This is a genomic window from Flavobacterium sp. FG139 (assembly GCF_057809695.1).
Window position 1 is genome coordinate 235986 of record NZ_JBMDKL010000002.1, and the last position, 15037, is coordinate 251022.

General features: G+C 36.2%; 14 protein-coding genes. 9 read left to right on the forward strand and 5 right to left on the reverse strand.

Going from position 1 to position 15037, the window contains the following annotated elements; genetic code table 11:
• Positions 1-9 precede the first annotated feature (9 nt).
• Genes nudK through uvrB form a run of 3 tightly spaced genes read left to right on the forward strand, consistent with a single transcriptional unit; the run spans position 10 to position 3647 of the window.
• Positions 10-597: a GDP-mannose pyrophosphatase NudK gene (nudK, locus tag ACODSI_RS02505; protein WP_488915272.1), complete on the forward strand. Its 588-nt coding sequence runs from the start codon at positions 10-12 to the stop codon at positions 595-597.
• 59 nt (positions 598-656) lie between these two features.
• Positions 657-1607, forward strand: coding sequence for a 23S rRNA (adenine(1618)-N(6))-methyltransferase RlmF (gene rlmF / locus ACODSI_RS02510; RefSeq protein WP_488915273.1), 951 nt, complete (start codon positions 657-659; stop codon positions 1605-1607).
• Positions 1608-1658: 51 nt separating this feature from the next.
• Positions 1659-3647 (forward strand): excinuclease ABC subunit UvrB, encoded by a 1989-nt coding sequence (gene uvrB, locus ACODSI_RS02515; RefSeq protein ID WP_488915274.1) that lies wholly within the window; start codon positions 1659-1661, stop codon positions 3645-3647.
• Positions 3648-3696: 49 nt separating this feature from the next.
• On the opposite strand, the gene ACODSI_RS02520 is transcribed toward uvrB, so the two are convergent.
• Entirely contained in the window at positions 3697-4122 is a 426-nt protein-coding gene (locus ACODSI_RS02520; protein ID WP_488915275.1) for an Hsp20/alpha crystallin family protein, read from the reverse strand.
• Between the two features lie 159 nt (positions 4123-4281).
• Positions 4282-4683 (reverse strand): tellurite resistance TerB family protein, encoded by a 402-nt coding sequence (locus ACODSI_RS02525; protein ID WP_488915276.1) that lies wholly within the window; start codon positions 4681-4683, stop codon positions 4282-4284.
• 80 nt (positions 4684-4763) lie between these two features.
• Between ACODSI_RS02525 and ACODSI_RS02530 the strand changes: the two genes are divergently transcribed.
• The 5 genes from ACODSI_RS02530 to ACODSI_RS02550 all read left to right on the forward strand — a co-directional run bounded on the left by ACODSI_RS02530 (position 4764) and on the right by ACODSI_RS02550 (position 9537).
• A complete protein-coding gene (locus tag ACODSI_RS02530; RefSeq protein ID WP_488915277.1) occupies positions 4764-6686 on the forward strand; it encodes an alpha-amylase family protein in 1923 nt (640 codons plus the stop codon).
• A gap of 26 nt (positions 6687-6712) precedes the next feature.
• A complete protein-coding gene (locus tag ACODSI_RS02535; RefSeq protein WP_488915278.1) occupies positions 6713-7513 on the forward strand; it encodes an alpha/beta hydrolase in 801 nt (266 codons plus the stop codon).
• Between the two features lie 65 nt (positions 7514-7578).
• Positions 7579-8007: a DUF1456 family protein gene (locus ACODSI_RS02540; RefSeq protein ID WP_488915279.1), complete on the forward strand. Its 429-nt coding sequence runs from the start codon at positions 7579-7581 to the stop codon at positions 8005-8007.
• Positions 8008-8117: 110 nt separating this feature from the next.
• The gene (locus tag ACODSI_RS02545; protein ID WP_488915280.1) at positions 8118-9092 is read left to right on the forward strand and encodes a hypothetical protein; all 975 of its coding nucleotides are present in this window, start codon (positions 8118-8120) and stop codon (positions 9090-9092) included.
• A gap of 73 nt (positions 9093-9165) precedes the next feature.
• Positions 9166-9537 (forward strand): DUF4260 domain-containing protein, encoded by a 372-nt coding sequence (locus ACODSI_RS02550; RefSeq protein ID WP_488915281.1) that lies wholly within the window; start codon positions 9166-9168, stop codon positions 9535-9537.
• A 55-nt stretch (positions 9538-9592) separates the two neighbouring features.
• Here the strand turns inward: ACODSI_RS02550 and sucC are convergent, their stop codons facing one another.
• A complete protein-coding gene (sucC, locus tag ACODSI_RS02555; RefSeq protein ID WP_488915282.1) occupies positions 9593-10786 on the reverse strand; it encodes an ADP-forming succinate--CoA ligase subunit beta in 1194 nt (397 codons plus the stop codon).
• 359 nt (positions 10787-11145) lie between these two features.
• Here sucC and lysA point away from each other — a divergent pair, with 359 nt between their 5' ends.
• On the forward strand, positions 11146-12351 hold the full coding sequence (lysA, locus tag ACODSI_RS02560) for a diaminopimelate decarboxylase (RefSeq protein WP_488915283.1): 1206 nt from the start codon (positions 11146-11148) through the stop codon (positions 12349-12351).
• A 93-nt stretch (positions 12352-12444) separates the two neighbouring features.
• On the opposite strand, the gene ACODSI_RS02565 is transcribed toward lysA, so the two are convergent.
• Positions 12445-12903, reverse strand: a complete 459-nt coding sequence (locus tag ACODSI_RS02565; protein ID WP_488915284.1) for a ferritin-like domain-containing protein — start codon at positions 12901-12903, stop codon at positions 12445-12447.
• 493 nt (positions 12904-13396) lie between these two features.
• Complete coding sequence (gene pafA, locus ACODSI_RS02570; protein ID WP_488915285.1) at positions 13397-15007, reverse strand: alkaline phosphatase PafA; 1611 nt, start codon at positions 15005-15007, stop codon at positions 13397-13399.
• Positions 15008-15037: the final 30 nt, after the last annotated feature.

The window sequence follows — 15037 nt, forward strand, 5'->3', positions numbered from 1 at the left end:
TTGTTTACTATGTCAAATCAAAATATTAAGATTACAAAAACCGAAGTGCTCTCTAACAACTGGTATGTGTTACGTAAAATCACCTACGACTATTTAAAAAAAGATGGCACCTGGGAAACCCAAGCGAGAGAAGCCTACGATAGAGGAAATGGCGCGACTATTTTACTCTACAATAAAGAAAATAAAACGGTAATTTTAACGCAACAATTTAGAATGCCTACTTACTTAAACGGTAACGAAACCGGTATGATGATTGAGGCTTGCGCCGGACTTTTAGACAAAGACAACGCTGAAGAATGCATCAAACGTGAAACTGAAGAAGAAACGGGATATAAGATTTCGAGTGTACAAAAAGTATTTGAAGTATATATGTCACCGGGTTCTGTAACCGAAATTGTTCATTTTTTTGTAGCGGAATATTCTAAAGACATGAAAGTCAACGATGGTGGCGGATTGGCGGATGAGCAAGAAAATATCGAAGTGCTTGAAATTGATTTTCTTAAAGCATTAGAAATGATTAAAAATGGTCGTATTAAGGATGCTAAAACAATCATGCTTTTGCAATACGCACAAATCAATAATCTTCTTAATCTATAAGTTATTTCTAAAGTTATTTCTAAAATTATTTCTTATATTTGATATAGAGAAATGACTACATGAAGAACAAAAAAAATCCCGAAAAAACCACTTTACATCCTAGAAATCCAAATAGATTTAGATACGATTTTGAGAAGTTATCCCTTAGTTTTCCGGAATTAAAATCCTTTGTTTTCAACAACGAACACGAAGTTGAAACCTTAGATTTTGCGAATCCAGAAGCAGTTAAAGCCTTAAATAAAGCCCTTTTAATTTCCGATTATGAGATTCAAAATTGGGATATTCCCCAAGGCTACCTTTGTCCGCCAATTCCGGGAAGAGCCGATTACATTCATTACATAGCCGATTTGTTGGCAAATTCTAACAACGGTATGCTACCTGAAGGCGAACAAATTGTAGGCTTGGATATTGGTATTGGTGCGAACTGCATTTATCTCATTATTGGAAACCACAACTATAAATGGTCGTTTGTTGGTACTGACATTGATGAAAATGCGATTCAAAATTGCAAGAAAATCATCTCTGAAAATCCAAAATTGATTGACGCCATCAGTTTGCAGCTGCAAGTAGAACCGCGGTATATTTTCAAAAATATTATTTTGCCCGAAGATAAATTCGCATTTACTATATGCAATCCACCGTTTCATGCTTCACAAGAGGAAGCGACCAAAGCTAGCATTAGGAAAGTCAATAATCTTGAAAATACCAGAACTAAAAATCCGACCTTAAATTTTGGTGGTCAAAATGCCGAATTATGGTGCGAAGGTGGTGAATTTGCTTTCATCACTCAAATGATTTACGAAAGTGTCAAATATCCATTACAGGTTTTTTGGTTTACTACTTTGGTGTCTAAAAAAGACAATTTAAGAAGCTTATACAAAACCCTAAACAAAGTCGGAGCCGTCGAAATAAAAACCATCGAAATGGCACAAGGTCAAAAAATAAGCCGCTTTATAGCTTGGACTTTTTTAAGTGAAAAACAACAAAAGGATTGGAAGTTTTCGATTTGATACAACCATAACTTTGTAACTTTGTAACTCAGAACTTTTGAAACTTAATTAATGAAATTCCAAGTCATCTCCGATTACAAGCCTACTGGCGATCAGCCGCAAGCGATTGAAAAACTTTCAAACGGTATTCTCAATGGTGATAAATACCAAACGTTATTAGGCGTTACAGGTTCTGGAAAGACTTTTACAGTCGCTAATGTTATTCAAAATGTTGATAAACCAACGCTAGTATTGGCACACAACAAAACCTTAGCGGCACAGTTGTACTCCGAATTCAAGCAGTTTTTCCCTAATAATTCGGTACAATATTTTGTTTCGTATTACGATTATTATCAACCCGAAGCCTTTATACCTGTTACTGGAACGTACATTGAAAAAGATTTATCCATCAACGAAGAATTAGAAAAGTTACGTTTGAGTACCACTTCTGCCCTACTTTCAGGCCGCAGAGACATTATCGTGATTTCTTCGGTCTCGTGTTTGTATGGTATTGGAAACCCTGTGGAATTTCAAAAAAACGTAGTCTCTGTTGAAAAAGACCAAGTCATTTCTCGCACTAAATTATTACATCGTTTAGTACAAAGTTTGTATTCCCGAACCGAAGCAGAATTTACTCCAGGAACCTTCCGAATTAAAGGTGATACGGTTGAAATTTTTCCAAGTTATGCTGACGAACCTTTCAGAATTCACTTTTTTGGTGATGAAATTGAAGAGATTGAAGCTTTTGATGCCCGAAGTGCACAAGTTTTAGAAAAATATGAAAAGCTGAATATTTATCCAGCCAATATGTTTGTGACCTCACCAGATGTATTGCAAGCTGCTATTTGGGATATCCAACAAGATTTAGTAAAACAAGTCGATTATTTTAAAGAAATCGGCAAGCATTTAGAAGCCAAACGATTGGAAGAGCGCACCAATTTCGATTTGGAGATGATTCGTGAATTAGGCTATTGCTCTGGAATTGAGAACTATTCTCGGTATTTAGACAGACGTTTGCCGGGTACGCGTCCCTTCTGTTTGTTGGATTATTTTCCAGATGATTTTTTAATGGTAGTCGATGAAAGTCACGTAACCATTTCGCAAGTGCATGCCATGTATGGCGGTGACCGAAGTCGTAAGGAAAATTTAGTAGAATACGGATTTCGTTTGCCTGCAGCCATGGACAACCGTCCGTTGAAGTTTGAAGAATTTGAAAGCATGCAAAACCAAGTCATCTATGTTTCGGCAACGCCAGCCGATTACGAACTTCAAAAATCAGAAGGTGTTTATGTAGAACAAGTGATTCGCCCTACTGGATTATTAGATCCCATAATTGAAGTACGTCCAAGTTTGAATCAAATTGACGATTTAATTGAAGAAATTCAACAGCGTTGTGAACTCGATGAGCGTGTTTTAGTTACAACATTAACCAAACGAATGGCGGAAGAATTAACCAAATACTTAACCAAAGTTGCCATTCGATGCCGTTACATTCATTCCGATGTAGATACGTTGGAGCGTGTTGAAATCATGCAAGATTTACGAAAAGGGTTGTTTGATGTATTGATTGGCGTTAACTTATTGCGAGAAGGATTGGATTTACCTGAAGTGTCGTTGGTGGCTATTTTGGATGCTGACAAAGAAGGTTTTTTGAGAAGTCATCGATCACTTACGCAAACTGTTGGTCGTGCCGCACGTAACGTGAATGGAAAAGCGATTATGTATGCCGATAAAATTACGGCTTCCATGCAAAAAACCATTGACGAAACCAACTACCGTAGAGGAAAACAAATGACTTACAACACTAAACACGGATTGGAACCTAAAGCTTTAAATAAGAGTTTAGGAAGTGCTCTTGGAAACAACTCGGTTTCGACACAATATTACGAAAATCAGGCCTTAAAGGCAGCCGAGCCGGAGAGTTTGTACTTATCTAAATCGGAGATAGAAAAGAAAATTCGTGAGGCCAAAAAAGCTATGGAAAAAGCGGCAAAAGAATTGGATTTCATGCAAGCTGCTAAATACCGTGATGAAATTAAAGCATTACAGGAAAAATTATAAATAAAAAACGCAACTGAAACAGTTGCGTTTTTGAAATACCTAATGGAAATTAGGCAATTTCGATTAATCGTTTAGGCTTTGGTAAAGCTTCTTCTCGCTTTGGAAGTGAAACTTGTAAAACCCCATTTTCATAAGTAGCATTGATGCTTTCTGTATTCACTGTTTCTGGTAATGTGAACGCTCTTCTGAAAGAAGAATAACTAAATTCTTTACGAGTATATTTTCCTTCTTTTTCTTCTTTCTCCGCTTTTTCTTCTGAAGATATTGTAAGAACATTGTGGTCGATTTCAATATTAAAATCTTCTTTTTTCTTTCCAGGAGCAGCCAATTCTATACCAAAATTAGTATCCGTTTCTTTAATATTTACGGCAGGAATTGTGGCATTAAAACCCTGCATTCCACCCAACCAATCTGGTTTAAATAATTCATCAATAATAGATGGAAAGGGTACTGTGTTTCTTTTCATTAAGTTCATAGTTGTATTTTTTAAATTAAACAATTTTTAGTGTACAACCACTACAAAACAAATTACATACCACCAGAATTTTTGAGTCAATTTGACATTTTTTATAAAAAATTCATGTTATAAAAATGAAAAAATGACCAGTTTAACAATTTGTTAACTGACTAATTTTCAGTTATGTTGCTCTTGAAACACTTCTAATAAATAATCGGGAGAAATCATTCGAGTTGGCGATTGCTCCATGGCTTTCAAAACGCGTTTCATAGCAAACGGATTCAATCCCATATTCACACCTATTTCGTGAATTTTGATCTGCTCACGTTCATGCAACACGCCATCACAATGCATCAACAAAGCCAAGCGGTAAAATTGCTGAATGCGTTCAAATTCCGATTTGATGATTTCACTTCTGTTTTCTTCATGAAACAATTGCTTGAATTCATCTTTTTCAATACCTAATTCTAAAGCAATTAGGGATAAAAATAGGTATTCTCTTTCATGCAATTTGCCATCAACAATTGCAAAAGCAATCATGTCGGATAACAAACTTATTTTTTGCTCTTTAGTGTTCATCAAATTCGTTATTTTTAGCTAAAATATTCTTTTTTTATTATATTTTAAAATATTTTTACGACCATTAAAAATCAAGAAACATGCAACAAGCGGAAAAATTATCACAACTCAAAAATTTTCTAGATAATTTAAAAATCAATGATAAAGATTTTCATTTGAGATTAGGTGCAAATTTCCCAATTATTAGTGATTTGTTTCAACAACTTTATACGAATCATCCACTGCAAGAAGATGCATTTGATTCGTTGATGCATTTGTTGGTTCGAAATTTTGAAAATCGCACCAGTAGCCAGAAACAGCGCGATTTAAATCGGGTTTCCAATCCCAATTGGTATTCAAGTGAAAAAATTGTGGGAATGATGTTGTATGTAGACCTTTTCAACACCAATTTTAAAGGATTGAAAGAAAAGATACCCTACTTCAAAGATTTGGGGATCAATACCATTCACTTGATGCCGTTTCTTGATGTGCCCGAATTTGAAAACGATGGTGGCTACGCGGTACGAAATTACCGTGATGTCAATGCTAAATATGGAACTTTGACCGATTTTGAAGATGTCGTTGCTGAGTTTCAAAAAAATGACATGAATCTGATAATGGATTTTGTATTAAATCATTGTGCCTCCGAACACGAATGGGCTGTAAAAGCCCAACAAGGCGATGAAAAATACAAAGATTTTTTCTACTTTTTCCCAGACCGAACTGTACCGGATGCGTATGAAAAAACAATGACTGAAATTTTTCCTAATACTGCTCCGGGTAACTTTACTTTTTTACCTGAAAGTAACCAATGGGTAATGACTTTATTCTACAATTATCAATGGGATCTGAATTATAAAAATCCGATGGTATTGATTGAAATGATTGATATCATGCTCTATTGGTCTAATAAAGGTATCGATATTTTTCGCTTTGATGCTGTAGCTTTTATGTGGAAAGAAATTGGAAAATTCAACCAAAACTTACCCGAAGTTCACCTACTCTTGCAATTGTTCAAATTGTGCGGTCAAATTGTGGCACCTGGTGTAGCCTATATTGCTGAAGCTATTGTAGAACCTGCTGAAATCATCAAATACTTCGGTCAAGGATTGGCACAAGGCGATGAATGTGATATTGCTTATAATGCTAATTTTATGGCCCTAACTTGGGAATCATTAGCAACAAGAAATACAAGCTTACTAAAGAAATCGATGCTTGCTGTTCCTAAAAAGCCAAGAAATACAACTTGGATTAATTATGCCCGATGCCACGACGATATCGGTTTAGGATTTGATGATGATTTGGTTACCGAATTAGGTTTTGACAGTTTACAACACCGATTGTATATTTTAAAGCATTATTGCGATGGTTTCAATGGAAGTTTTGCCCAAGGACAACGCTTTATGATAGAACCAGAAACTGGAAAAGCCCGTGTGTCGGGCTCAATGGCTGCTTTGTGCGGACTTGAGAGGGCCTTGAAAGAAAACAACACCAAAGAAATTGATTTGGCGGTAAAACGCATCAATTTACAACATGCCATAATTCTGTCTTTAGGTGGTTTACCCATGATCTATAGTGGTGATGAAATTGCACTTCCTAACAATTACAATTATCTTTTAGACGACAGCAAAAAAATGGACAATCGCTGGTTACACCGCTCAAAAATGAATTGGGAGATGGCGAATTCGATTCATGAATCTGCCTCTGCAGAAAGTCAAGTCTATCATAAATTACAACGCTTAATCGCTGTTAGAAAAGAAACTACTGCCTTTGCCGACAATAATGATTTAGAGCATTATGACTATGAAAACACCCATTTGTTAGTGTTTAAAAAAACTGCTGTAGACGGCAGTGAAGTACTTATAATTGCCAACTTTTCTGAATTTGACACCTTTTTTGGCAACAGTGTTTTTAGAGATTCAAAACCATCTCAAGTGCTAAATTTAATTACAAATGAAACCATTTCTATACAAGAAAAAAACTTCATCAGCGCCTACGATGTTTTGTGGCTAAAATTGAAGTAAATTGACTAATTTTATAAAAAAACAAATTGAAAAATTTCCTCCCATTTTTGCTTTTCCTGATTATATCAATCAGTAATGCACAAGAAAACACAGCGAGTAAACAAGTTTCTAGTTTCACTATTGAAGCACCACAACTGAATACTTCGAAAAAAATTTGGGTGTATCTTCCTAAAAACTACGCTACTTCTACCAAGAAATTTCCAGTCATTTACATGCACGATGGTCAAAATCTATTTGATGCTAAAACTTCTTATGTAGGCGAATGGAATGTGGATGAAACATTAGATAGTATTTCGGCCCAAGTCATAGTTATCGGAATTGAACACGGCGGTGAAAAACGTATGGAAGAATTAACGCCTTATAAAAATGCTAAATACGGTGGCGGAAATGCCGATAGCTACCTTGATTTTATTGTGCAAACGCTAAAACCCTATGTAGACAAAACATATCGTACCAAAACCAACGCTTCGAACACCTGTCTTTGGGGAAGCTCTTTAGGCGGATTGGTTTCTTTTTATGGTGCTTTAAAATATCCCAACGTATTCGGAAAAGTAGGATGCTTCTCGCCTTCCTTTTGGTTCAACCGAAAAGAAATGTTTGAGTTGATGGAGCAAACCAAAAATTTCAAAACCAAAGTGTATTTTCTTTGTGGTGATAACGAAGGTGACGACGATATGGTAAAAGATTTGAATGCTATGGAATACCAAGTCAACACCAAACGTTGTGAATGCAAAATGTTGAATAAAAAAATCATCGTGAAAGGCGGACAACACAATGAAAAATTATGGCGTGAAGGTTTCAAAAAAGCGTACCTTTGGCTTTTTTAAATTTCATAATTCAAAATTCCTTGTTGAATATTCAACATGCTATCTTGAAACAAATACTCTAAAACATGAATAACAACGATATATTCAAAAAACTACGAGTTGCTTTAATGCTTCGCGACGACCAAATAGAACAAATTTTAATGTTGGTTGACTTCAGAATGTCGAAAGGTGAAATCGGAAATTTTTTCAGAAATGCCGATCATCCAAAATATGTAGAATGTGGCGATCAAGTGTTGCGCAATTTCTTAAACGGATTGGTAATTCATTTACGAGGTACGAAAGAAAATCCGAAAAATCCTATGGATGTAATTGCCATCCATAAATCGGAAGCCAAACCCAAAGACTATGTGAAATCAGAAAATAGTCCTAAAAAAGACTTCAAACCCAAAACTTCTGAGGCTCCCAAAAAGAAATTTGCTCCTAAAAAAGCAGTCAAAAAAGAACCTATTGTAGAAAAAGTACAATACAAAAATGGTAAAAACAAGAAGTCCTAGTTCGCTAGGATTTTTTGTTTCCAAAAATTAAGAATTCATTAATTTTTACATGTCCCATCTAGTACAATAGTATTTTTTTGTAGGTTTATAAGATTTTTAATTCAAACAAAATGAGTAAACTAAACAAGTTAATTATTTTAGGAATGGCCGCTTTTGCTATTTCATGCAATGATGACAATACTGTTACAGAAACATCATCAAACAATACTACCAATAGAACGACTACCACTGCTATTGTAGCAGCGAATCCAAAGAAATTTTTATTTGATGCAACCAAAGCCGAAACGGCTGGAAATGCGGATTGGGTTTTAGATGCTGATACGTCACCACAACGTTTTCCTACACCAGCACAATCTACAGTGACCGCTACAACTCCAGAAAGTTATTGGCGTGGCGGATTGTCATCGTGGGGAATCGCTTTAGCAAAATTAGGCCATACGGTTGAAACCTTGCCTTCTGGAACCGGAATCACTTATGGTGGAACTGGCGCACAAGATTTAAAAAACTACGATGTTTTTGTCATTGACGAACCGAACATCCGTTTTACTGCTGCCGAAAAAACTGCAATTATCAATTTTGTAAAAAATGGTGGTGGATTATTTATGATTTCCGATCATACGGTTTCTGATAGAAATAACGACGGTTGGGATTCTCCAGCTATTTGGAATGACTTAATGACTACTAATAGCGTTAAAGCCAATCCATTCGGAATCAGCATTACGTTGAACAACATTTCTGAAACTACTTCTAACAGATTAAGCACTACAACCAATCCAATTTTAAATGGATCACAAGGTGTTGTTTCACAATTAAAATATTCAAACGGTGCAACTATGACTATCAATACAACGGCTAACGCAACTGCTCAAGGATTGATTTGGAGAGGCACTTCAGCACAAGGCACTTCTAATATCATGTGTGCTTCCGCAACTTATGGAACAGGACGTGTCGTTGTTATTGGAGATAGTTCTCCTGCCGACGATGGAACTGGAGCTTCTGGAGACACTTTATATCCAGGTTGGACCGAGTTAGCTTCGCATGCACGCTTGCACATGAATGCTTCACTATGGCTAGCTAAATTGTAACGAAACGATCCCAACAAATACTAATATCCTGAGTGAAAACTCGGGATATTTTTTTTATAAAATAATAGAAACGATGAAAAACATCATAAAACTAGAAGAAGTAGGCTTGTTCCTATTGTTTGCAATACTCTATTTCAATTTTTATAACGGCACTTGGGGTCTCTTTTTGGCATTATTCTTTGTCCCAGATGTATCTTTTGCCAGTTATTTAATTCATAAAAAGGCAGGAACTATCGCTTACAATTGCTTTCACCATAAAGGCATTATGGCTGTTATAATGCTAATTGGATGGTACTTCCACAACGACTTTATTTCTAAAATCGGACTCATTTTTATGGCACACAGTTGCTTTGACCGCGCCTTAGGCTATGGCTTAAAATATTCCGATAGTTTTGACCATACGCATTTGGGTTGGATTGGAAAAAGTAAACACTTGAACGCATAAAAAAATCCCGAGCCTAAACTCTGGATTTTATATATTTTGTACTTCGTACTTCGTTTTACGAAAGCGCAACTTTAACTTGATCCGCCGCTTCTTGAAATTGTACCGCAGATAAAATTGGCATACCTGAATTGTCAATCAATTCTTTAGCAATTTCAGCATTAGTTCCTTGTAATCTCACGATGATTGGCACTTTAATAGCATCACCCATATTTTTGTAAGCATCAACCACACCTTGAGCGACACGGTCACAACGAACGATTCCTCCAAAGATGTTAATCAAAATAGCTTTTACGTTAGGATCTTTTAAGATAATTCTAAACGCCAATTCCACACGTTTTGCATCAGCCGTTCCACCTACGTCTAAGAAGTTAGCTGGCTCAAAACCGGCATATTTAATCAAATCCATAGTTGCCATTGCCAAACCAGCACCGTTTACCATACACCCAACCGTTCCGTCAAGGTCCACATAGTTCAATCCTGCTTCTTTAGCTTCTACTTCAATTGGATTTTCTTCTCTAATATCGCGCATTTCAGCATATTTTGGCTGACGGTATAACGCATTATCATCAATATTTACTTTAGCGTCAACCGCTAATATTTTGTTATCGGATGTTTTTAAAACCGGATTGATTTCAAACATTGAAGAATCAGAACCAATGTACGCATTGTACAACGCATCTACAAATTTCACCATTTCTTTGAACGCATTTCCAGAAAGACCTAAGTTGAAAGCCACTCGTCTTGCTTGAAAACCTTGTAATCCTAATTGAGGATCAATTTCTTCTGTGAAAATTAAATGAGGCGTATGTTCTGCCACTTCTTCAATATCCATTCCACCTTCAGTAGAATACATAATCATGTTTCTACCTGTTGCTCTGTTCAATAAAATGGACATATAAAACTCAGACGTTTCACTTTCTCCAGGATAATATACATCTTCTGCAATCAACACCTTGTGCACTTTTTTACCTTCAGGTGGTGTTTGTGGTGTAATCAATTGCATCCCAATAATTTGTTCCGAAATCTCTGTAACTTGATCTAAATTTTTAGCCAATTTCACGCCACCACCTTTACCTCTTCCACCTGCGTGAATTTGAGCTTTAATAACGTACCAGCTAGTGCCAGTTTCAGCAGTCAATTGTTTTGCAGCAGCCACAGCTTCTACAGGATTATTAGCAACGATACCACGTTGTACGCGCACACCATATTTTGCTAAAATTTCTTTTCCTTGATATTCGTGTATGTTCATAATTATGAGTTTGTCTTTAAAAAGTGTCACAAAAGTAATTAAATAGAATGAAACCTAAAAGAAATGTATATCAATTTAGTAACTTTATTTTGAGTTTTTTTGAAGCGATTGGTTTGGGAACTCTTGCCATCTATTTTCCTGCTCTCGTCAGTCGCTTTACCATGTAAAAACATGGCAAGAGCTCCAACAATGACGAAATCAGGGCTAGATTGTTATAGTATTGAAAAAAAATCACGTTAAAAAATAACAAATTCATAGAAATGTTAAAGCCGTTTGCATTCCATTTTTCATAAAGTATCTTTGCAATTTATAAACAGTGTCAACCGTCATCAGACTACCGACAACAAAATACTTAAATCATGCAACCAAAAGAGTTACTAGCACTTGCCCAAGAATTTGGCAATCCGTTGTACGTTTATGACGCTACAACCATCGAGCAACAGTATAACCGTTTGACAGCAGCTTTTTCTAAGGTAGAAAACCTTCGCATCAATTACGCCATGAAAGCCTTGTCAAACCTCACGATTTTGAAGTTGTTAAAGAAGTGTGGCTCGGGTTTAGACACCGTTTCCATTCAAGAAGTACAATTGGGGTTACATGCTGGATTTTCTCCAGATAAAATCATCTTCACTCCTAATGGCGTTTCGTTTGAAGAAATTGAAGAAGTAGCCAAACTGGGTGTACAAATCAACATCGACAATCTTTCGGTTTTAGAACATTTCGGAGCCAAATACCCAAAAGTTCCAGTGTGTATTCGCATCAATCCGCACGTAATGGCTGGTGGAAATCAAAATATATCGGTAGGACATATTGATAGTAAATTCGGAATTTCCATCTATCAAATTCCGCATATTCTGCGCATTGTAGAAAACACTTGCATGCACATCAACGGCATTCACATGCACACAGGTTCGGACATTTTAGACATTGAAGTGTTCTTGTATGCTGCCGAAATCCTTTTTGATGCCGCTAAACAATTTAAAGAACTCGATTTTCTTGACTTCGGTTCGGGATTCAAAGTGCCTTACAAAAAAGGCGATATCGAAACCAACATTGAAGAATTGGGTAAAAAACTCACCAAACGCTTTTTAGCTTTCGAAAAAGAATACGGTCGCACTTTAACCCTTGCTTTTGAGCCTGGTAAATTCTTGGTAAGCGAAGCTGGCTTTTTCTTAGCCAAAGTGAATGTAGTAAAACAAACGACCTCAACCGTATTTGCTGGAATTGACAGTGGTTTCAATCACTTAATTCGTCCGATGTTCTACGGTTCGCAACACACCATCGAAAACATTTCTAACCCAAAAGGAAAAGAACGTTTTTATACCATTGTAGGCTATATTTGTGAAACCGACACCTTTGCCAACAACCGACGCATTGCCGAAATCAACGAAGGCGACATCTTGTGTTTTAAAAATGCAGGCGCCTATTGCTATTCGATGTCCTCCAACTACAACTCGCGCTTTAAACCCGCAGAAGTACTATGGAAAGACGGCAAAGGACACTTGATTAGCAAACGAGAAACCTTTGACGATTTAATTCGAAACCAAATTGTGGTGGAAGTATAAAATCTATACATTATATAAATTAAAAAAGACCGTCAATGATTGACGGTCTTTTTTTGGTACTCATCTAACCTGTGAAACAAAACTCTGACTTAGTTAGGCAGGTGTCAAATCATTAATCATAGATTTAACTTTGTCATGATCGGCTACCAATAAGACGTGCTGCTCTCTAATCATGGATTGTTGCTCTTCGTTTAAGTATTCTGAATCATTTTCCAAGGCTTTTTTATAGGTGTCTTTGGCAACGTCTTCGCCATATTCGCAAGAATCCAAAATAACTTTGCGGTCTTTTCCACTGAGCGCTGCTTTTACGTCCATCCACACACGAAAAAATTTTCCAGAAACTAATGTTCCTTCAGCAACCGTTCCACGAAGTCTGTTGACTTCACTTACTAAATCGTTTTTGCATTTTTGACTTGTAGCAGAAAAGTGTGCAAACAAGGTTTTCAACTCTTGCTCTTCTGTTTCTTTACTTGCCGTTTCGTATCCTTCTATTCTATCGTTGTTGATGGTGATGAGTGTATTTAGCACTTCAATTGTTTTTGAACTTTGCATTTTTTTTATTTATTAAGATTACTTGATTTCTTTTAGCGAATCAATAAACTGCTTAAGTTTTGATACACTTTTAAGTAATCCAAAATTGACATTATTAGTGGTTACAATTCTTATACATTTAAAATAAATAGTTACATCATTCACACAATCAAAGTTTTAAAAAGCATAATAAAACTCCTTTACCCGAAAACTGTAACTTAAAGCAGAAAATCTATAACAATTGATTCCACTACTTTTCTAATATTTGTAAAGCTTCTATTGATTTTTAAAGTAGCAATTTGATAGATTAGCCTAATGGCATTTAAAACATAGAAGTTTTCTAATCTTCCGTCTATGACCAACGAAAAGGTACACGAGTTGAATACCCATTAGTTGTTACTGCTAAAATCAGTTGGAGTATAAAACAAAACCTCACTTGGTATAGCGAGGTTTTTTGTTGTGCTTTTTTTTTAGGATTATTAGTACCTCAAAATGACAATATATATATTAGAACTTATTTGTCCAAAACCTCCAACAAAACCTTTGCTTCGGTTCCGTTTGGAAACGTAATCTTTAGTTTTTGTGCCAAGGTTGGCGCTATTTGAGTAATTTCTTTTCGGTCGTGGGTTTCGCCTTTTTTGATGTTCCAACCATAAAATAATAACGGAACATGGGTATCATAGGTATAGGTAGTTCCGTGGGAAGTTCCTGTAGAGCCGTATTCAATATAACCCGGTTTGTCGAGTACCACCAAATCGCCATTTTGAATCGGGTCATAACCTTTGGTAATAAAATTCAAGTAAAAATCGTTGCCGGTCGAACCTAAAATTTCTTCTTCAGTATACACTCGTTTGACTTGATCTTGAGTCATTAAAAACTCTTTGAACGCTTGTTTCACTTTTTGCAAGTCAAACCCTTTGGTCTTGATGATTTCTCTGTTGAAAAATAAATTGAAATTGGAATAATTCAACAATAAATCTTCGCCATAGGTGTCGGTAGAAAATTTCTTCAAAGCCGTTTTAATGCTTTTAGGCTCTACATTGGTCACATTGTATTTGTTGTCGTTTAAAAACTTAGCATTTTCTGCACCAGCGTGATCGGCGGTTAGAAAAATAAGGTAATTGCCCTTACCTACCGTTTTATCTAAATAGTTTAAAAAATCGGCTATGGTTAAATCCAAACGCAAATAGGTGTCTTGCAACTCCACAGAACGTGGTCCTAAAATGTGCCCAACATAATCGGTAGACGAAAAACTCACGGTTAAAAAATCGGTAATATCATCTTTTCCTAGATCTTCTTTTTCAATCGCTTTTTTGGCAAACTCTTCTAATAAATCATTTCCAAAAGGCGTCGAACGGATGATTCCTGCGTCATTCTTCTCAAACATTTCCTTTAAGTTGTACGGAAAAACCGCTTTAGAACCATTCAATTTGCCTTCATATACATTATCGTCTGCCAAACTTTCGTTGTAGGTTGCCGCTGGATATAATAAATCCCAACCTTTATTGATGTAGGGCATGTAGTGTTTTTCGTTATTGAATTCGGTTACCCAAGTAGGTAAAGCAGCTCCATAGAAAGTACTCGAAATGAAAGCTCCAGTTTTGCTGTACCAAAATGCCCAATTGGCAAAATGACCCGCTGGTAAAATGGCACCTCTATCTTTCAAACTCATGCCTATCACTTTTCCTTTGAAATTGGTTGATAGACGCAATTCGTCTGTAATAGTAGTTGATAACAAATTTTTAGGTGACATTTCTCCTTCTTCTTTAGTTCCGTCACCCAAAGTTTTTACGGTAGCATCGTCGGTGCAATAGGTATCCTTACCTGTTTTTCTACTGAACCATTCGTTACCTACGATACCGTGTGTAGCTGGAGTAGTTCCGGTGTAAATAGAAGCATGACCTGGTGCTGTATAGGTTGGCATGTAATTGTAGTGCATGTTTTGAAAAACATAACCGTTGTTGATCAATCGCTTGAAACCGTTCTCTGAAAAATCATTTGAAAAACGGTACAAATACTCCATTTTCATTTGATCAACCACAATTCCGACAACCAATTTCGGACGCTCTTGTGCGTGTAAAAAAGATACCAACATCAAAGCAATTCCAACTATTATTTTTTTCATAATGTAACTAATTTGCACAAAAATACAGAT